The 19,261-nt window shown below is 64.6% G+C and carries 18 protein-coding genes and 1 pseudogene; 13 read left to right on the plus strand and 6 right to left on the minus strand.

What is annotated here, in order from left to right; genetic code table 11:
- Positions 1–5 precede the first annotated feature (5 nt).
- The 3 genes from rhaI (at position 6) to QM801_RS18750 (ending at position 3,166) form a co-directional block, all read left to right on the plus strand.
- Positions 6–1,298, plus strand: coding sequence for an L-rhamnose catabolism isomerase (rhaI, locus tag QM801_RS18740; RefSeq protein ID WP_415020726.1), 1,293 nt, complete (start codon positions 6–8; stop codon positions 1,296–1,298).
- An 84-nt stretch (positions 1,299–1,382) separates the two neighbouring features.
- Positions 1,383–2,459, plus strand: coding sequence for a DUF4432 family protein (locus QM801_RS18745; protein ID WP_415020727.1), 1,077 nt, complete (start codon positions 1,383–1,385; stop codon positions 2,457–2,459).
- The gene (locus tag QM801_RS18750; RefSeq protein WP_415020728.1) at positions 2,456–3,166 is read left to right on the plus strand and encodes a gamma-glutamylcyclotransferase; all 711 of its coding nucleotides are present in this window, start codon (positions 2,456–2,458) and stop codon (positions 3,164–3,166) included. The genes QM801_RS18745 and QM801_RS18750 overlap by 4 nt, the downstream gene beginning before the upstream one ends.
- Here QM801_RS18750 and QM801_RS18755 read toward each other — a convergent pair.
- The 3 genes from QM801_RS18755 to QM801_RS18765 all read right to left on the minus strand — a co-directional run bounded on the left by QM801_RS18755 (position 3,142) and on the right by QM801_RS18765 (position 4,644).
- Entirely contained in the window at positions 3,142–3,546 is a 405-nt protein-coding gene (locus tag QM801_RS18755) for a c-type cytochrome (RefSeq protein WP_415020729.1), read from the minus strand. The two genes, QM801_RS18750 and QM801_RS18755, sit on opposite strands and share 25 nt — an antisense overlap.
- Entirely contained in the window at positions 3,543–3,902 is a 360-nt protein-coding gene (locus QM801_RS18760; RefSeq protein WP_415020730.1) for a c-type cytochrome, read from the minus strand. Before QM801_RS18760 ends, QM801_RS18755 begins: the two co-directional genes overlap by 4 nt.
- 67 nt (positions 3,903–3,969) lie before the next feature.
- Entirely contained in the window at positions 3,970–4,644 is a 675-nt protein-coding gene (locus QM801_RS18765) for a dienelactone hydrolase family protein (RefSeq protein ID WP_415020731.1), read from the minus strand.
- A 108-nt stretch (positions 4,645–4,752) separates the two neighbouring features.
- Here QM801_RS18765 and QM801_RS18770 point away from each other — a divergent pair, with 108 nt between their 5' ends.
- Complete coding sequence (locus tag QM801_RS18770; protein WP_415020732.1) at positions 4,753–4,953, plus strand: DUF3329 domain-containing protein; 201 nt, start codon at positions 4,753–4,755, stop codon at positions 4,951–4,953.
- Between the two features lie 16 nt (positions 4,954–4,969).
- On the opposite strand, the gene QM801_RS18775 is transcribed toward QM801_RS18770, so the two are convergent.
- Positions 4,970–5,617 (minus strand): cyclic nucleotide-binding domain-containing protein, encoded by a 648-nt coding sequence (locus QM801_RS18775; RefSeq protein WP_415020733.1) that lies wholly within the window; start codon positions 5,615–5,617, stop codon positions 4,970–4,972.
- Positions 5,618–5,724: 107 nt separating this feature from the next.
- On the opposite strand from QM801_RS18775, the gene QM801_RS18780 reads away from it, so the two are divergent.
- From QM801_RS18780 to QM801_RS18795, 4 genes and pseudogenes are all read left to right on the plus strand, one after another.
- A complete protein-coding gene (locus QM801_RS18780) occupies positions 5,725–6,789 on the plus strand; it encodes an aldo/keto reductase (RefSeq protein ID WP_415020734.1) in 1,065 nt (354 codons plus the stop codon).
- 103 nt (positions 6,790–6,892) lie between these two features.
- Entirely contained in the window at positions 6,893–8,146 is a 1,254-nt protein-coding gene (locus QM801_RS18785; RefSeq protein ID WP_415020735.1) for a M20 family metallo-hydrolase, read from the plus strand.
- A gap of 2 nt (positions 8,147–8,148) precedes the next feature.
- The gene (locus QM801_RS18790; RefSeq protein WP_415020736.1) at positions 8,149–9,612 is read left to right on the plus strand and encodes a M20/M25/M40 family metallo-hydrolase; all 1,464 of its coding nucleotides are present in this window, start codon (positions 8,149–8,151) and stop codon (positions 9,610–9,612) included.
- 31 nt (positions 9,613–9,643) lie between these two features.
- A pseudogene (locus tag QM801_RS18795) lies at positions 9,644–9,988 on the plus strand (RidA family protein); the annotation flags it as partial.
- Positions 9,989–10,275: 287 nt separating this feature from the next.
- On the opposite strand, the gene QM801_RS18800 reads toward QM801_RS18795, so the two are convergent.
- Positions 10,276–11,613 carry an NAD(P)/FAD-dependent oxidoreductase gene (locus QM801_RS18800; protein WP_415020737.1) on the minus strand — a complete coding sequence of 446 codons (1,338 nt, stop codon included), beginning with the start codon at positions 11,611–11,613 and terminating at the stop codon, positions 10,276–10,278.
- A 102-nt stretch (positions 11,614–11,715) separates the two neighbouring features.
- On the opposite strand from QM801_RS18800, the gene QM801_RS18805 reads away from it, so the two are divergent.
- The 3 genes from QM801_RS18805 to aguB are packed head-to-tail and all read left to right on the plus strand — an operon-like array spanning position 11,716 to position 15,693.
- On the plus strand, positions 11,716–12,744 hold the full coding sequence (locus QM801_RS18805) for a histone deacetylase family protein (RefSeq protein WP_415020738.1): 1,029 nt from the start codon (positions 11,716–11,718) through the stop codon (positions 12,742–12,744).
- On the plus strand, positions 12,737–14,806 hold the full coding sequence (locus QM801_RS18810; RefSeq protein ID WP_415020739.1) for an FAD-dependent oxidoreductase: 2,070 nt from the start codon (positions 12,737–12,739) through the stop codon (positions 14,804–14,806). Before QM801_RS18805 ends, QM801_RS18810 begins: the two co-directional genes overlap by 8 nt.
- Complete coding sequence (gene aguB / locus QM801_RS18815; RefSeq protein ID WP_415020740.1) at positions 14,803–15,693, plus strand: N-carbamoylputrescine amidase; 891 nt, start codon at positions 14,803–14,805, stop codon at positions 15,691–15,693. Before QM801_RS18810 ends, aguB begins: the two co-directional genes overlap by 4 nt.
- 105 nt (positions 15,694–15,798) lie before the next feature.
- Here aguB and QM801_RS18820 read toward each other — a convergent pair whose 3' ends face one another.
- Positions 15,799–17,238 (minus strand): amidase, encoded by a 1,440-nt coding sequence (locus tag QM801_RS18820; RefSeq protein WP_415020741.1) that lies wholly within the window; start codon positions 17,236–17,238, stop codon positions 15,799–15,801.
- A gap of 66 nt (positions 17,239–17,304) precedes the next feature.
- Between QM801_RS18820 and QM801_RS18825 the strand changes: the two genes are divergently transcribed.
- Together QM801_RS18825 and QM801_RS18830 are read left to right on the plus strand one after the other, a co-directional pair.
- On the plus strand, positions 17,305–18,048 hold the full coding sequence (locus tag QM801_RS18825; RefSeq protein WP_415020742.1) for an SDR family oxidoreductase: 744 nt from the start codon (positions 17,305–17,307) through the stop codon (positions 18,046–18,048).
- A 115-nt stretch (positions 18,049–18,163) separates the two neighbouring features.
- Positions 18,164–19,261 carry an ABC transporter ATP-binding protein gene (locus tag QM801_RS18830; RefSeq protein ID WP_415020743.1) on the plus strand — a complete coding sequence of 366 codons (1,098 nt, stop codon included), beginning with the start codon at positions 18,164–18,166 and terminating at the stop codon, positions 19,259–19,261.

Here is a 19,261-nt window from a genome sequence, read left to right on the forward strand (position 1 = left end):
CGCCCATGAGCTTTGCCATTTCGGCTGATCAGCTGGCTTCGGAGAATGCCAAGGCTCTCGCGGCCCACAAGGAAGACTATGCCCACCTCGGGCGGCAACTGGAGCGGCGGGGCATCGCCATCGAAACCATGACGGAACGGGCCATGGCCTATCAGGTCGCGGTTCCGACATGGGGCGTGGGCACGGGCGGAACGCGTTTCGCCCGTTTCCCGGGCCCGGGCGAGCCCCGCCATATCCACGACAAGCTCGAGGATTGCGGCGTCATCCACCAGCTCACACGTGCCACGGGAGCGGTGTCGCCGCATTTCCCGTGGGACAAGGTCTCGGACTACAACGCGCTCCGCCAGGAGGCGGCACAGTATTCCCTCGGCTTCGATGCGGTGAACTCCAACACCTTCCAGGACCAGAAGGACCAGAGCCTGTCATACAAGTATGGTTCGCTCTCGCATGCCCAGAAGGCGACGCGCCAGCAGGCGATCGAGCACAATCTCGAATGCATCGAGATCGGCCAGAAGCTGGGCTCGACGGCACTCACCGTGTGGATCGGCGATGGCACCAATTTTCCGGGCCAGCAGAACCTCGCGAAGATGTTCGAGAATTATCTCCAGGCCTGCGAGCAGATCTATTCGGCGCTACCCAAGAACTGGCTGATGTTCCTCGAACACAAGATGTACGAGCCCGCCTTCTATTCCACCGTAATCTCCGACTGGGGCTCAAGCCTGATGGCGGCCCAGCATCTGGGCCCGCAGGCGAAGTGCCTCGTCGATCTCGGCCATCACGCGCCCAACACCAACATCGAACAGATCGTGGCGCGGCTCATCCATGTGGGCAAGCTGGCCGGCTTCCATTTCAACGATTCAAAGTATGGCGATGACGATCTCGACTCCGGCGCCATCGATCCCTTCCGCCTGTTCCTCGTCTTCAACGAACTCGTCGATGCGGAGATGCGGAAGGCGAAGGACTTCGCCCCCGCCTACATGATCGACCAGTCGCACAACGTCACCGACCCGATCGAAAGCCTGATGTCGTCTGCGATGGAGATCGTGCGCGCCTATGTGCAGGCCTCGCTCGTCAACCGCACGGCGCTGGCGGACGCGCAGGGCGCCAACGACGTGATGGCCGGCCACCGCATGCTGAAGCAGGCCTACACGACCGACGTTTCGCCGATCCTTGCCGAGGCCCGGTTTCGGAAGGGCGGGGCACTGGCGCCGATCGAGGCCTATCGCGCCTCCGGCTACCGCGCCGCCAAGGCAAAGGAACGTCCGGCGGTGCAGGGGTCTTCCTCAGGTATCGTCTAAATCCGTACTCAGGGCCCGGACCTTGGCAATACCCATGGCCCGTGCCAATCATTGCATCCCCTTGCCTTGAGGAACCTGCCGCCCATGCCTGTCCGTATCGATCTTGCCTCCGTCCACTTCGGCGAAAAGGAGCGTCCGCTTGCCGAGGCGGCCGGCTTCACCCTCTCCACCTTCCGCTATGACAGCGGCATTGCAGCACTCCGGGTCCGCAACCGGCGGGGCGAGATCATCGTGCTGCCCTTCAAGGGCCACCAGATCTGGCGCAGCATCTTCGATGGCCGCGACCTCACCATGAAGTCCATGTTCGAGGAGCCGGTGCCGGATGTGCCCTACCTCGAAACCTATGGCGCCTTCTTCATCCACTGCGGCGCAACCGCCATCGGCGCGCCGGGGCCGACCGACCGTCATCCCTTGCATGGCGAGCTTCCCAACGCGCCGTTCCAGAAGGGCTGGGTGGTGATCGACGAGGAGAAGGGCACCTGCGCCATCGTCGGCAGCTATGAATACACCGTCGCCTTCTCCTATCACTATCTCGCCACCTCCACCCATGTGATGGGTGCGAATTCGACGATGCTCGACATCTCGCTCTCGGTGGAGAACCTGAAGAAGACGCCGATGGACCTGATGTATCTGGCCCATGCCAACTTCAGGCCGGTGGACAATGGCGAGCTCTTCTATTCGGCCCCTGCCAACAAGACGAGTGTGCGGGTGCGGAAGTCGATCCCCGCCCACATCACGCCTGCCCCCGGCTACAAGGAGTTTCTCGAGGAGCTGGCGGAGAAGCCGGCACTTCATCACGTGCTGCGGCCCGACCTGAAATTCGATCCGGAAGTGGCGATGACCATCGACATGAAGGCCGGCAAGGACGGCTTTGCCCATGCGCTGCTCCGCCGTCCGGACGGCACCTCCGACTACATGCGCTACCGGCCTGAGCAATGCAGCCAGTGCATCCGCTGGATCTGCCGCACGCCCGACCAGGATGCGATCGGCATGGCTTTCCCCTCGACCTCCGAAGTGGAAGGCTACGCGGCCGAAAAGAAGAAGGGGCTTTATGTCTCGCTCGCAGGCGGCGCCACCTGGCGTGTCGACATGCATCTCGGCACTCTCGGCAAGGCCGAGACCGATCACGTCATCAAGGAGATCGCGGCGATCACGGGATGAACAGCGGGCGGATCATGCGGCTCACCGCGGAGCACGTGAAGCTCTGCCACCGCGAGGTGGCGGATGCAGGTCCCCTCGCGTCGGTCGAGCCCATGACGGACGCCGATTTCCGCCCCGCCGCAGAACGCCTGTTGACGGGGCGCACGGACAAGCCTGTCTGGCTCTTCGCCTACGGCTCGCTGATCTGGAAGCCGGAAGTGCCCCACGAAGACATGAAGCGGGCAACGGCGCAGGGCTGGCACCGCGCCTTCTCCATGCAGATCAGGCGCTATCGTGCCACCGTCGAGCAGCCGGGTTACATGATGTGCCTGGATAGGGGCGGAACCTGCGAAGGTGTTGTGCTGCGTCTTCCCGCAGAGGGCATCGTCGATGTGATGGAAAAGCTGCTCCGCCGCGAGATCAGCCGCAAGAGCGCCCTCGAGGCGGTGCGCTGGATCGATGTCGAGACGGAAGACGGTCCGCTGCAGGCGCTCGCCTTCTATGCGGCCCCCGCCCATCTTGATTCCTATGTGCAGGACCGGCCGCTGGACGAAGTGGCGCAAGGGCTGGCGCGGGCCTGCGGGCACTGGGGATCAGGCGCCGAATATCTCTACAACACGGTCCTGCATCTCGAGCAGCTCGGCATCCATGACGATGGCCTGTGGACCTTGCAGGAGAAGGTCGCCCACGAGATCGAGGCGCTCTACGGGTTCGCCACGGTGCCCTGAGCGGGCGTTTCGAGTTCCGTCTTTTTTGCGCCCGCCGGCGTGAGGCTGATGATGAAAGCCGCAAGGGCTGCCGCCTGGTCCGGGGTCATCTGCCAGTCGGGCATGGCGGGATGTTCGGTTGGAACGCCTTCATTGAGGGCATCCTCGAGTTCGCTCTGGTCGAAGTCGAGGGCCATGTCGCGGAAGGGGATGGCGGCGGCAAGCTTGCTCGCGCCCTCGGGGCCGATCGCATGACACACGGCGCAATTGGCTTCGGCGAGGCGCTTGCCCTTGGCGATCAGGGCGGCGTCCGCGCCCCAGGCGCTGGAGGCGAGAAGGGCGAGGCCGGCGGCGGCAACAATCGCGCCGCCCATGAGGCGGGGAAGGGTCACATGGGTCATGGTTGATCTTCCAGCGTGTGCAGATAGGTGACGATGGCCCCCACCTGGTCCGGCGGGAACACGAACTCCGGCATGGCGGGGTGGCCGGTGATCAGGCCCTCGGCCAGGGCCTCCTGCAGGGAATCGGCGCCATAGATCCGCATCACGTTGCGGAAGGGCGGCGCCTTGACGAAGGGGCTGCTGCCGGTCTGTCCGGTGGCATGGCAGCGGCTGCAATTGGCATCGAGCAGCGCCTTGCCTTCTGCGGCAAGCGCGCCCGGTGCCGCGATGGAGGATGATGGCAGGTCAGCGGCCAAAACCACCGGGGAGGAAAAACCCAGACTCACCGCCAGGACGAGGACAACATGGCTTCTCATGTCCCATGGCTAGCGCAAGCCGCACACGGGGACCTTGATGCAAATCAACGGGGATAGATAGGTGGGCTCAGCCGCCCAGGTGGCTCCGCCAGAAGGAGAGCATCCGGCCCCAGGCCAGTTCGGCGGCGGCGCGGTCGTGCACGGTGCGCTGCTCGTTCATGAAGGCGTGGTCGGCGTCGTAGCGGAACAGCTCCCACCTGGCCTTGGATTTCTTCAGGTCGCTTTCCAGCGCGCCCACCACTTCGGGGGTGCACCAGTCATCCTTGGTGGCGAAATGCCCCTGGAAGGGGATCTTGATGTCCTCGGGCTTCGCGGCTTCCCGCGGCGGCACGCCATAGAAGCAGCAGGCGGCGGCAATCTCGGGCACGCGCACCGCCCCGATCACGGTGACCGCACCGCCGAGGCAGAAGCCGGTGAGGCCCACCTTGGCGCCGCTCTGGGAAAGATAGGCGGCGGCACCGCGCACGATGTTGTCCACCGCATCGAGGAAGTCGAGGGACGACATCTCGCGGTTGGCCTTCTGGCTGTCATGATAGGGGACGGTCACGCCGCCATAGAGATCGGGGGCGAGCGCCTCGTAGCCGGCGCGGGCAAGGCGGTCGCACATGCCCTTGATCTGGTCCTGCAGGCCCCACCATTCCTGGATGACGATGATGCCGGGGGCATGATCGCGTCCCGCCTTGGCAAGATAGCCTTCCGTGTCCTTGCCGTCGGCGCGCTTGAACGTGATCGATGTACCCATGATGAACTCTCCTGAACCACTTGCGAGTGTGGTTCTTGCACCGCCCTTGCGGCGAGGCAAGGCTTCAATCGGCTTGCGCCCAACACATGCTCGTGAAACAAGGTACGGATGCTTGAAGTCCCGGATCATCCCTTTTACCGGCCGCTGTGGCGGCGCCTTGCCATCATTGCCGTGGCCGGCGGCTGGACCGCCTTCGAGGTCCTGTGGAGCGGCAACGCCATGTGGATGGTGATTGCGGCGGGCTTCCTTCTCTATTCGCTCTGGGTCTTCCTCATCGCCTGGAAGGAACCGCCGCCGCCTGCTGCCTGAGTTTGAGGCATGATCCTCAGGCGCGCGCCACCTTGTCGGCCATGTCGGTGGTGAGGAGCGAGGACATGGCGTTCTTCAGGTCCTCGTTCTTCTTGAGGAGGGCCCGCAGTTCGGCCTGGTCCCATGACACGTAGAGCGATTTCGAGGCCGTCATCACCGTGGCGCTCGCCGCCTTGTCGCGCAGGAAGGCGATCTCGCCGATGAACATCTTCGGCTCACGTTCAATCACCCGGCCCTGCTTGCCGATGGTGATGTTGCCGTCGAGCACGTAGTAGAGCTTGTTCAGGGCGGCGCCCTCTTCGGTGAGCTGCACCGGGTCTTCCGATTCATGCCATGTCGCGATCTTGAGCAACTTGCGGAACTGGCCGGGGGTGAGCGTCTCGAGGCAGCGGAACAGTGTCATCTCGTGGTCGGTGAGGAGCGACATCCGGTGCTCGCGCAGCAGGATGATGATCATGGTGACGTTGATGATGACGTTCGCCACGGTCCAGACGAGCCCGTTCCACAAGGGCTTGTCGAAGGCGAAGTAATAGTAGCCGGTCAGCAGCGCATCGCCGAGGGCTGCGAAGAAGCGCAACTTGATCTGGTCGCGGAAGAGGTAGCAGATCAGCGTCGAGATGGCGGCGAGGTGGACCAGATAGTCCGAGGGGGCGAGCGTCGGCATATTTATTCAGCAAATCCTGCGTTTGCGCATCATGCGTTTGCGCGAAATGTTGTTGACCATCTTCCCCTCCCATGGCCTGATAGCGGAAAATTCGGGAGGATAATACCATGGAATATCGTTCGCTTGGCCGATCGGGCCTGAAAGTGTCGCTGCATTCGCTGGGCACCATGCATTTTTCCAGCGAAGGCATGTTCGGCAAGATCGGCACCGTCACGGTCAAGGACGGGGCCCGCATGGTGGATATCGCCATCGACCACGGCGTGAACCTCATCGACACCGCCAATGTCTACACCACCGGCAAGTCGGAAGAGAACCTGGGCCAGGCCCTCAAGGGCAAGTCCAACCAGGTGCTGGTGGGCACCAAGGTGCGCTTCCCCATGGGCAAGGGACCGAACGAGCAGGGCAACTCCCGCTTCCACATCATCGAGCAGTGCGAAGCGAGCTTGAAGCGTCTCGGCCGCGACCACATCGACATCTACTATCTCCATGAATGGGACGGCATGACGCCCGTCGATGAATCCATGGCCGCCCTCGACCGCCTCGTGAAGGACGGCAAGGTCCGCTACATCGGCTGCTCCAACTTCTCGGGCTGGCACGTAATGAAGTGCATGATGGCGGCCGACCGCCACAACTTCGAAAAGTTCGTGGTGCAGCAGATCCACTACACGCTGGAAGCCCGCGACGCCGAATACGAGCTCATTCCCATTTCCACGGACCAGGGCATGGGCGTGCAGGTCTGGAGCCCCATCGCGGGCGGCCTGCTCTCGGGCAAGTTCCGCAAGGGCGTGACGCCCGAACTGTCCCGCCACGTCAACGACTGGGGCGAGCCGCCCATCCGCGACGAGGAGCGCCTCTACCGCATCATCGACACCATCGTGAAGATCGCCGATGGCCGCGGCGTCTCGGGCGCGCAGGTGGCGCTGTCCTGGCTCTCGGGCCGTCCGGGCGTGTGCAACATCATTCTCGGCGCCCGCAACGAGGCCCAGCTCAAGGACAACCTCGCCGCCGCCTCGCTGGTGCTGACGACGGAAGAGCGCAAGATGCTGGACGACGTGAGCTTGCAGCCGCTGATCTATCCCTACTGGCATCAGCTCAACGCCGCCTCGCGCCTCGGCCCGGCAGACCTCACGCTGATGGCGCCCCATGTGGCGGCGATGAAGCCGCGCATGTGACGCAACCGCGCTTCTCTGCGGGGCCCTGACGGGCCCTTGACGGGGCCGGTACTCCCAAGCCTATTCTTGACCAAACGTTCAAAAGTTTGGGAGCACCGTTGCCATGTCCGCCACCGCGCCGAAGACCAACCTCACCATCAATCCGGCCCGGCTCTGGGACACGCTGATGGAAACGGCGAAGTTCGGCGGCACGCCCAAGGGCGGGATCAAGCGGCTTACCGTTTCGGATGAGGACAAGAAGGTCCGCGACTGGTTCAAGGCGCAGTGCGAGGCCCTGGGCTGTACCGTCGAGGTGGACGAGGTCGGCAACATGTTTGCGACCCGCCCCGGCAAGCGCAAGGACCTTCTCCCCATCGCCATGGGGTCGCATCTCGATACCCAGCCCACCGGCGGCAAGTTCGACGGCGTGCTCGGCGTGCTGGGCCCGCTCGAGGCGCTCCGCACCATGGTGGACATGGGCTACGAGAGCAACGCGCCGATCATGATCGTGAACTGGACCAACGAGGAGGGCTCGCGCTTTGCCCCCGCCATGCTGTGTTCAGGCGTCTATGCCGGCGTCTTCACGCCGGAGTTCGCCTACAGCCGCGAGGACCGTCAGGGCATCAAGCTCGGCGATGAGCTGGAGCGCATCGGCTACAAGGGCAAGCACAAGGCGGGCGCCATCAAGTTCGGATCGATGTTCGAACTGCACATCGAGCAGGGGCCCATTCTCGAAGCCGAGAACAAGATGATCGGCGTCGTCACGGGCGTGCAGGGCATGCGCTGGTACGAGGTGACGGTGCGCGGCCAGGAAAGCCATACCGGAGCAACCCCCATGGGCCTGCGCAAGAACGCGCTGCTCGGAGCCTCGCGCATGATCGAGGCGATCCATCAGGTCGGCATGGCCAACCTTCCGGGTGTGGCCTCGGTGGGCCTCATCGAGAACCGCCCTAACAGCCGCAACGTGGTGCCGGGCGAGGTGTTCTTCACCGTCGACCTCCGCCACCCCGACGAGACGGTCCTCGACAAGATGGAGAAGGCCTATCAGGAGGCGCTGCCGAAGATCGCCGCCGAGCTCAACCTCGAGCTCGAGGAAAAGCGCATCTGGAAATCGCCGGCGGTGAAGTTCGCGCCCGAACTGATCAAGTGCGTGCAGCAGGGGGCGGACCAGGCGGGCTACAAGTCCCGCGAGATGGCCTCGGGTGCCGGCCATGACGCGGCCTATATCGCGCGTGTCACACCCACCACCATGATCTTCGTGCCCTGCCTCGGCGGCATTTCCCACAACGAGGCGGAATCGACCACGCTGGAAGAATGCGGTGCGGGCGCACAGGTGCTGCTCAACGCCGTGCTCGCCCACGACGCGACACTGGGCTGAGAATGGCCGATCCAGCCGCGCGCGCCCGGGAACTGGCGCTGCTCTTCACGTCATGGCCGTCGGTCACGGGGACGGCAGACGAGGCGGCCTTTCCCGAGCGTCTTCACGAATATCTGACGGGTTTCGATGCGGCGCGGGTGGCGGCCATCCCCGATGATCCCTTCGGACGCAGCACCTTCTTCGCCCTGAAGCGCGGGCGGAGCCGCCGCACCATCGTGCTCACCGGACACTTCGACACGGTGACGACGGGTGATTACGGCGCGCTCCAGCCGCTGGCGCTCGACAGCGGGCGTCTTGCGCCTGCCCTCATCGCGGACTTGCGCCGGAGCGGCGAGAATGCGCTGGCCCTTGCCGATCTCGAAGGCGGCGATTTCCTGCCGGGCCGCGGCCTTCTCGACATGAAGGCGGGTCTTGCGGCGGGCCTTGCTGCCATGGAGGCCTATGACGGCGAGGCGAGCCTTCTCTTCCTCGCCGTGCCGGACGAGGAAGAACGCTCGGCGGGGGCACGTGCCGCCATTCCGCAACTGAAGCAGGCGGCGGCAACCTACGAACTCGACATTGCGCTCGTCATCAATCTCGATTCCATTTCCGACCAAGGCGATGGCTCCACCGGGCGGATCGTCACCTATGGGTCGATCGGCAAGCAGCTGCTCTGCGCCCATGTGGAGGGAAAGCCCGCCCATGCCGGTTATCCGCAGGATGGCGTCAACGCCGCCTATGTGATGGCCGAACTGGTGCGTGCCATCGAACTCTCTCCCCGCCTCTCGGAAGAGACGGGACAGGAGAAGGCGGCACCTCCCGCCACGCTCTTCGCCAAGGATGGCAAGCAGGGCTACAACGTCACCACGCCATCCTCCGCCTTCGCCTACTGGAACACCATGCAGCACCGCCAGAGCGGGGCCGATGTGCTGTTGATCGCCCGGGAGCTTGCGGCCACGGCGATTGCCGATGCCGAAGCGCGCACCGGCCACCGGATTGCGCTTCACATGGCGGCGGATTTCCCCAAGCCGAAGCTTGCCACCGATCACACCCTCTCCCTGCCGGATCAGTCGCGCCTCGCCTTCCAGAGGATCGTGGAGGAGAACGGTATCAAGGGTCCGGCGGTCATCCTCGGCTTTGCCTCGATTCCCTATCCCGCCGTCATGCTGCGCGAGGGGCCGGTGCGGGCGGCGATCTCCGCCGCGGTGCGCGCCCATGGCCTCGCCGAGGTCAACTACTTCGCCGGCATTTCCGACATGAGCTTCTTCGGCGAGGCCGCAGGCGACCTTGCCCCCGTGGCCGCGAACACGCCCATCTGGGGGTCTGGTTTCACGATGCCGGAGGCAGGCGGCTATCCTTGCATCAACATCGGGCCCTGGGGCCGCGACTACCACACGAAGCTCGAGCGCCTGCATGCACCCTATGCCTTCGACACACTGCCGCGCGTTCTGCTGTCTGTGATTGAAGCGGTCAGCAAAGTTGGCTAGAGGCGCTCCTGTCATTCAGGAGAACGAACACATGGCATTGAAGCGTATCGAACCCGGCAAGCGCATGAGCGCCGCCGTCATCCACAACGGCATGGCCTATCTCGCAGGCTTCGTTGCCGATAAAGCCGCCGGCAAGTCGGTGGCCGAACAGACGGCCGACATTCTCGCCCAGATCGACGAGACGCTGAAGCAGGCGGGCACCAGCAAGACCAACATCGTCAAGGCCAACATCTGGCTCACCGACATCGGCACCTGGGCCGAGATGAACACCGAGTGGGACAAGTGGGTCGTTCCTGGCCAGACGCCGGCCCGCGCCACGGTGGAATCGAAGCTCGCGGCCCCCGGCCTCGATGTGGAGATCATGGTTGAAGCGGCAATCCTCGGGAAGGGCAGCGCCGCCAAGGCCTCGCGCCCCGCGAAAAAGTCGGCCAAGAAGGCCGTGAAGAAGACCGCGAAGAAGTCTGCAAAGAAGTCTGGGCGCAAGTAACTTCAGTAGCCCCTCACCCCCGCTTTCGCGGACCCTCTCCCCGGAGGGGAGAGGGCGATGTGGGGGCCTTCTCCCGCTGGCGGGAGAAGGTGCCCGAAGGGCGGATGAGGGTGGCGTCATCCACTTGCAACATCCCGATATGCAAAGGCCCGGTCATCAGCCGGGCCTTTTTGCTGTCAGCGGCTGTCCTTGAGGCCGTACCAGAGATAGGCGCCCTTGAGGTAGAGTGGGCGGAAGGCGGGCAGCGGGAACTGCGCCAGCCTGCGGGTGACGACGGCGGGAAGCGACGCCTGCACTTTCTCATCAAGCACCATGCGGGCCACCGCACGGCCGCTCCACGAGCCCATGGCGACACCGTTGCCGTGATAGGCGAGTGCGGTCCACACCGTCTTCTTCTCGTCGAGCGGCCCGACATAGGGCACCCGGTCATTGGCAAGACAGACGAAGCCCCGCCAGAAATGGGTGATCTCCGCCGTCTTCCAGGCCGGGAAGAGGCGGTGGAAGGTGGCGATCATGCTGGCCTTGTAGTCGGCAGCGGCGGCTGCGGAGGAGTCCGTGCCGCCCCGCCCGCCGAAGAGGAAACGCCCGCCCGGCAGCAGGCGGAAGTAGTGGAGCAGGATGCGGCTGTCATAGGCCAGCGTCTCGGTGGTCCAGCCCTGCGCCTTGAGTTCATCCGGGGTGAGCGGCCGTGTCACGATGATGCTGGAGAGCGCCGGCAGCAGGTGGCCGGCATGGCGGGGTGACACATCCTCCGGCGTATAGCCGTTGGTGCAGACGATGACGCGCTTTGCCGTGAGCGTTCCGCCCGCCGTGGTGAGGCGGTGGCTGCTCCCGGTCTCTTCCCAGCGGATGAGACGCGAGCGGGGATGGAGCTTTGCCCCTGCCTTGTGGGCGGCGCGGGCGAGCCCCCGCACATAGTTGAGGGGATGAACGCCGAAGCCCACGGGCCCCATCAGGCCGCCGTGGAATTCAGGGCCGGCCAGGCCGCGCTCCACGAGATCGCCGCGCGAGAGCACCTCGTTCTCCTCGCCGAAGGTGTCGCGGTAGAAGCGCTGGTCGTCGCGGAACTCGTCCATGCGGTTGGGCAGGTGGGCGAGCGTCACCTCGCCCGAGACCGTCTTCCAGATGTCGATGCCGTGGCGCTCCGCATTGTCGGCCACAAGCGCCACGCTCTCCTTCATGGCGTTGTAGTAGGCGATGGTGGCCTCAAGACCGTAGCGGCTGATCATGCTGCTGTAGGGCAGCTTGTGCGAACCGATGCAGGCGAAGCCGCCGTTCCGCCCGGAGGCGCCCCAGCCGATGTGGCCCGCTTCGAGAAGCCGGACATCCACACCGCGCTCGGCCAGTTCGAGGGCCGCGGAGAGGCCGGTGAAGCCGCCGCCGATCACCGCCACCTCGCAGGACTGTTCGCCTGCGAAAGCCGGAAGCTCCAGCCCCAGCGGATCGGCAGAGGCCTCCCAATAGCTTTCAACGGGGGTTTCGAAATGAAGGGCGTCGGGGTGAACAAGCTGCATCACCGCTCCATGCCACGCCCGGCGCGTGGTTCCAAGTGCGGCACGGTGCTGGAATTGATCTGCCCCGGAAAGTTTGACAGTCTGGCCCGCAGGAGACCCTTCATGCGCATTGTTTTTTCCGAAGACCACCGCAAGCACTTCCCGCAAGGGGAGGTCTATGGCGGCGAACTGGTGACGCCCTTCGAGCGGCCCTCGCGCATGGAATATGTCCTCCGCGAACTGAAACGCCGCAAGATGACCGACATCGTGCCGCCCGGAAAGCTCCACATGAAGGCGGTGAAGCGCGTCCATGATGCGGGCTATCTCGATTTTCTCAGCACCGCCTGGGCGGAGTGGCAGAAGGCGGGCTACCGCGGCGAGATCCTGCCCACCGCCATTCCCAACCGCTCGCTGCAGCAGCGCATCCCCCGCTGGATCGACGGCAAGGTGGGCTACTACATCCATTCGGTCGAAACGGCGATCACCGGCGGCACTTGGGAAGCGGCCTGTGCTTCGGCATCGGTGGCGCTCACCGCCCAGAAAATCGTGGCGGGTGGGGCGGCCGCGGCCTTTGCGCTCTGCCGCCCGCCGGGCCATCATGCCCATGATGATCTCTATGGCGGCTACTGCTTCCTCAACAATGCCGCCATCGCCGCCCAGGCCTTCCGCGACCAGGGGGCGGCGCGGGTGGCGATCCTCGATGTCGACTTCCATCACGGCAACGGCACGCAGGACATTTTCTACGACCGTGCCGACGTGCTGTTCTGTTCGCTGCACGGAAATCCCGAGGACTGCTACCCGCACTTCCTCGGCTACAAGGACGAGACGGGCGCAGGGAAGGGCGAGGGCTTCAACTTCAACTATGCCATGGGCCCCGGCACCGGCTTCGACAAGTGGGGTTCCGCACTTCGCAAGGCCCTCGGCCAGATCAAGTCCTACAAGCCCGATGTGCTGGTGGTCTCGCTGGGCGTCGATGCCTTCAAAGATGATCCGATCAGCTTCTTCAGGCTGACGAGCGAGGACTTCACCCGGACGGGCCAGGCCATCGCCAAGCTCAAGCTGCCCACGCTCTTCGTGATGGAGGGCGGCTATGCCATCGAGGCGATCGGCGTCAACACCGTCAATGTGCTGGAAGGCTACGAGAATGCGTGACCCGCGCTACGACATTCTCTTCGAGCCCGTGAAGCTCGGGCCGCTCACCGCCAAGAACCGCTTCTACCAAGTACCCCACTGCAACGGCGGCGGCTACCGCGATCCCTCTGCGGTTGCGGAAATGCGGCGGGTGAAATCGGAAGGGGGCTGGGGCGTCATCTTCACCGAGCAGGTGGAAATCCACCACACCTCGGAGATCACGCCCTTCATCGAACTGCGCCTGTGGGAGGAGAAGGACATGCCCTCCTTTGTGAAGATGGCGGATGCCATTCACGAGCATGGGGCGCTGGCCGGTGTCGAACTCGCCTATCCCGGCGTCAACGGCCCCAATCTCTACACCCGTGAAGTGCCGATGGCGCCCGTCAACATGCCGATCCTCACCTTCACCAGCGATCCGGTGCAGGCCCGCGCCATGGACAAGGAGGACATCCGCAATCTGAGGGAATGGCACCGCCAGTCCTACCGCCGGGCAAAGCGGGCGGGCTTCGACATCCTCTGCCTCTATGGCGCCCATGGCTTCGGTGTCATCCAGCACTTCCTTTCGCCACGCATCAATCAGCGGACGGATGAATATGGCGGGTCGCTGAAGAACCGCGCCCGGCTCCTGGCCGAACTCGTGGCCGATGCGCGCGACGAAGTGGGCGATACTTGCGCCATTGCGGTGCGCCTCTCGCTTGACGAGATGGCAGGGCCGGACGGCTTCACCAATGCGGAACTCCGCGAACTCGTCGCCATGCATGCCGAGCTTCCCGACATCTGGGATTTCGCCCACGGCACCTGGGAGGCCTGCTCCGGCACCTCGCGCTTCAAGGAAGAGGCGGCCCAGGAAGACCTGATCCGCGGGCTGAAGCAGTTGACGCCGAAGCCCGTCGTCGGCGTCGGGCGCTTCACCAGCGCCGACCAGATGGTGCGGCAGGTGAAGCAGGGCCTTCTCGACTTCATCGGCGCGGCCCGCCCGTCGATTGCCGACCCGTTCCTGCCGAAGAAGATCGACGAAGGCCGGATCGAGGACATCCGCGAATGCATCGGCTGCAACATCTGCGTCACCGGCGACATGACCATGGGTCTCTCCCGCTGCACGCAGAATTCCTCCTTCATGGAAGAGTGGCGCAAGGGCTGGCATCCGGAACGCATGCGGAAGACGGCACCGGCCAAGAAGGTGCTGGTGGTGGGCTCCGGTCCGGCCGGGCTGTCGGCGGCCCACCGTCTGGGCCTGCGCGGCTATGAGGTGGTGCTGGCCGAAGCCCGCAAGGAGGTAGGTGGCCGCGTTACGCTGGAATCGAAACTGCCCGGCCTCTCCGCCTGGGCCCGCGTGCGCGACTACCGCATGGGCCAGATCGGCAAGATGACCAATGTCGAACTCTACCGCGACTCCAAGCTGACGGCGGAAGACGTGCTGGCCTTCGGGGCGCAGCATGTCTGCGTGGCGACAGGATCGCTGTGGCGGCGCGATGCGGCGGCGCGCTTCCATCTCCGGCCCGTGCCTATTGCCGCGGGCGTGCGCGTGCTGACGCCGGATGACATCATGGCGGGTGAGAAGGCGTCGGGGCACGTGCTGATCTATGACGACGACCACTATTACATGGGTGGCGTGATGGCCGAGGCGCTGCTCAAGATGGGCTGCACCGTGACGCTGGTCACGCCCTCGGTGAAGGTCTCGGAATGGGCGACCAACACGCTGGAGCAGGGCTTCATCCAGAAGCGTCTGCTCGACCACGGTGTGGACGTGCAGGTGACCCGCGCGCTGGTCTCGGCTGGTGTGGGCGAGGCGGTGATTGCCTGCACCTACACGGGCCGCGAGGAACGCGTCGCCTGTGATGCCGTGTTGATGGTGACGTCGCGCCTGCCGGTCGACGGCCTGCTGCATGATCTTCGCGCCGTCACTGCTGCCTGGGCCGACAATGGGATCGAAAGCGTCAAGGCAATCGGTGATGCGGAAGCGCCCTCATCGGCCATTGCCTGGTCCACCTATGCGGGGCATCGCTATGCCGAAGAGCTTGATGAACCGGAGCGCGGCGACCAATTGCCCTTCCGGCGTGAAATTGCGGAGATCCTGACATGAGACACCTCACCGTCGCCATCACCCAGATGGCGTCGCGCCACGACTGGGCCAAGAACTGCGATGCCGCAGAGACGCTGGTGCGCCAGGCGGCGAAGGCGGGCGCAAAGCTCATCCTGCTTCAGGAGCTTTTCGATGGCGATTATTTCTGCATCGAGCAGCATGCCAAGTTCTTCGAAGGTGCCGACGAGCTTGACCGTCACCGTACGGTGAAGCGCTTTGCGGCGCTCGCGAGGGAACTGAGCGTGGTGCTTCCGGTCAGCGTCTTCGAGCGCGCCAATACCGCCCACTACAACACCACGGTGATCGTCGATGCTGATGGCCGGCAGCTCGGCTTCTACCGCAAGACCCACATTCCCGATGGCCGCGGCTATCAGGAGAAGTTCTATTTCTCGCCGGGCGACACGGGCTTCAAGGTGTGGGAGACAGCGGCAGGCAAGGTGGGCCTCGCCATCTGCTGGGACCAGTGGTTCCCCGAAACGGCCCGCGCCATGGCGCTGATGGGGGCGGAAATCCTGCTCTATCCCACGGCGATCGGCTCTGAGCCGCCGAATCCCACCTATGATTCATCGACCCACTGGCAGAACGTGATGCGCGGCCACGCCGCCGCCAACATCATGCCGCTCCTGGCTTCCAACCGTATCGGCAAGGAAGTGGCGCCCGATGGCCGCCACGACATCTTCTATGGCCGGTCCTTCATTGCCGACTATCAGGGCGAGAAAGTGCAGGAGATGGACCGCAGCGAAGAGGGCATCCGCGTGCACAGCTTCGACATGGACGAGGTGCAGGGCTTGCGCCGCACGTGGGGCCTGTTCCGTGACCGGCGGCCCGAGATGTACGGCGCGCTGATGACGCTTGATGGGCGAGTGAAGAGTGCAGCCGTAAGTTAACGCATCGTGCGAGCAAGTGGCATCCACTTGTGAAGCGAAAGATGCGTCAAAACATCTGGCGCAACTTTCCTCTCTCAAATCGTTCCGATTTGATCGTCCGTTGCGCTAGAACTTAGGACGCTTCTTCCTGTCGCCGTACCAGCCGCCCACTGCCTTCTCGTAGGCGAGGCCCACCTTGAAGACGCGCGCGTCATCCCAGGTGCGGCCGACGATCTGGATCCCCGTCGGCACGCCCGTGGCCGCAAAGCCCGAGGGCAGCGACAGGACCGGGCAGTTGTGCAGCATGTTGAAGGGATGGGTCATCACCCAGCCGTATTCCGGATCGGCCTTCCGGCCGTTCACGGTGAAGTTCATGTCCCACGGATCATGATCCGCCTTCACGCTCGGCACATTGTTGGTGGGGCAGATGAGGACGTCGTATTTCGCCAGCACCGGCCCCAGCGTCTGATAATTGATGTGGGACCGCTGCCAGGGCCTGTGTACATCGTCGAGCGTGGAATTGCGGTTCACCGCTTCCGCCATCCTCACCGCATAGTCGCTCATCAGGTGGGCGTGGGTCTTCGCATGCCACGCCGTCTGCCGCCCGAAGTGCATCATGTTGTACCAGTGCAGGCAGTCGCTGTCGGTCTCCGCCGACCAGCCGAGATCGGCTTCCTCGACGGTGGCGCCGAGGTCACGGAAGTGATCGATGGCAAGAAGCGTGTTGCGGCGCACGTCGGCGTCCAGGTTCACGTAGCCGAAGTCGAGCGAGTAGGCGATCTTCATGCCCTTGATGCTGGCGGCCTTGGTGGGCAGCTTCGCCGTGCCGCGGAGGGAATCGTGATCGAGGGGATGCGGGCCCGCCGTCAGCGATTGCATGAGCGCTGCATCGGCGAGGCTGCGGGTCATCGGTCCGCAATGGTTGAAGCGGTCGAAGTTGGCAGGGGGACCATCCGGGTTGCGGCCATGGGGCGGCTTGAAGCCGACAACGCCGCAGCATCCCGCCGGAATGCGGATGGAGCCGCCGATGTCGGTGCCGGTCGCGAGCGTCGTGAGCCCCGCCGCAAGGGCTGCGCCCGAGCCGCCGGAGGAGCCGCCCGGTCCCCAGTCCGGGGCCCAAGGGTTGCGGGTGATGCCCCAGGCGCGGGAATGGGTGACGCCGGTCAGGCAGAATTCGGGAGTCGTGGTGCGGGCGAAGATGATGGCGCCCGCCTTCTCCAGCCGCTCGATCATGGGGTCGGAATGCGCGTCGGGCGGGGCATCCATGAAGATCAGCGAGCCGTGGGTGGTGCGCTTCCCCTTCACCCGCTGGGCATCCTTCACCGCAAGCGGCACGCCCTCGAGCGGCCGCACCCTGCCGCCCCGCTTTGCATAGGCGGCATCCGCCGCCTTTGCCTTCTCCATCGCCTCGTCCCAGTACTGGTCGGCGAAGCAGTTGATGGCCGGGTTCACCTTGGCGGCCCGCTTGTGGAGGGCGGCCAGCAGCTCGGAGGGCTTGAGGGACCGCTTGCGGAAGAGGCCAAGGGCCTCGCTGGCGGAGAGGTAGCAGAGATCGTCGTCGGACATGTGCAGTGGACAGGCTTCCCGGGAATTGGCTAGAGACGAGATCACCATTTCAAGGGAACAAAGTCCATGGGCGGAAGACTCGCAGGGAAGACGGCACTGATCACATCGGCGGCGCAGGGCATCGGTCGCGCCACCGTGCTGGCCATGGTGGCGGAGGGCGCCAAAGTGATCGCCACCGACATCAACATGGCCGCCCTCGAGGCGCTGGCGAAGGAATCCCCCGCCATCAGCATCCACAAGCTCGACGTCACCAAACAGGCGGAGATCGATGCGCTCGCCGCCAAGGTCTATGCCCCGGACGTGCTCTTCAACTGCTCCGGCTATGTCCATGCCGGCACCATCCTGGACGTTGTGGACAAGGACTGGGACTTCGCCTTCGAGCTGAACGTGCGCGCCCACTACCGCATGATGCGCGCCTTCACGCCGCGCTGGCTGGAGCGCGGCTCGGCTTCGGTCATCAACATGGCGTCGCTCGCCTCCTCGGTGAAGGGCGTGCCCAACCGCTTCCTCTACGGCACCAGCAAGGCCGCCGTGATCGGCATGACCAAGGCCATGGCGGCGGATTACCTCGCCAAGGGCATCCGCGTGAATGCCATCTGCCCCGGCACCGTCGACACCCCCTCGCTCCATGACCGGATGCGCGCCACGGGGGACTATGAGGCGGCGCACAAGGCCTTCGTCTCCCGCCAGCCCATGGGCCGCCTGGGCCGTGCCGAAGAAATCGCCGCATTGGTCGTTTATCTGGCAAGCGATGAGAGTGCTTTCATCACCGGCCAGGCGATCAACATCGATGGCGGCTGGTCTGTCTAGGTTGGACAACTGAACCCATTGGCAAGCCTCTCGTTTCCTGCCTAGTATCGCGTCTTCAGAGGTGCCCGCGCAGCTCCACGCTGCAGAAGGAAGGCACCCAGGGGAGACGTTGATCTTGGCTTCAGCAGCAAGCGCAATCGATGCGCGGGGCGTCAGCAAGGTGTTCAGGGGGGCAGGACAGGACGAGGTCCGCGCCCTCGACAATGTCTCCGTCGCCATCCGGGAGAACGAGTTCTTCACCCTGCTGGGGCCATCGGGCTGCGGCAAGACCACGCTGCTCCGCCTCATCGCCGGCTTCGATTTCCCGACCGAGGGCGAGATCCTGCTCCATGGCGAGAACATCGCGCTGCTGCCGCCCTACAAGCGACCGGTGAACACCGTCTTCCAGAACTATGCGCTCTTCCCGCACATGACCGTGGGGCAGAACATCGCGTTCGGTCTTGAGATGCTGGGGAAGCCCAAGGACGAGACGGCGAAGCGCGTGAGCGAGATGCTGAAGCTCGTGCGCATGGAAGACCTGAAGGACCGCCGCACCTCGCAGATCTCGGGCGGCCAGCAGCAGCGCGTGGCGCTCGCCCGTGCGCTGGCGCCGCGGCCCAAGGTGCTGCTCCTCGACGAGCCGCTTTCGGCGCTTGACTACAAGCTCCGCAAGGACATGCAGATCGAACTGAAGCGCCTGCAGCACGACACCGGCATCACCTTCATCTTCGTCACCCACGACCAGGAAGAAGCCCTCACCATGTCAGACCGCATCGCGGTGATGAGCAAGGGCAAGATCCTGCAGGTGGGCGCGCCGCACGACATCTACATGCGGCCTGCCGACCGCTTCGTCGCCAACTTCATCGGCGAGACCAATTTCCTTGTGGGCACGGTCGCCTCCGAGAAGGCCGGCAAGGCGAAGGTCGATCTTGCGGCGGGCGGATCGCTCTCCGCCGACGTGCCGGAAACCGGCGCGCCCAAGGGCGGCAGCGTCACACTTGTCGTTCGCCCGGAGAATGCCACGCTCGTCGCACCCGGCAAGGGCGACATTTCCGGCGTCGTCGAAAACGTCGTCTATTTCGGCACCGACACGCACATCCATCTCAAGCTCGCCGATGGCTCGGCCTTCATCGTGCGCCAGCAGAATGCCTCGCTTGCGGGCGAGGAGCACAAGCCCGGCGAGAAGGCCGGCATCGCCATTGCCGCGGGCACGCCGCGCATGCTGAAGGATTGA

The sequence above is a fragment of the Aestuariivirga sp. genome (assembly GCF_047600585.1).
In the GTDB taxonomy this organism is placed as follows: Bacteria; Pseudomonadota; Alphaproteobacteria; order Rhizobiales; family Aestuariivirgaceae; genus Aestuariivirga.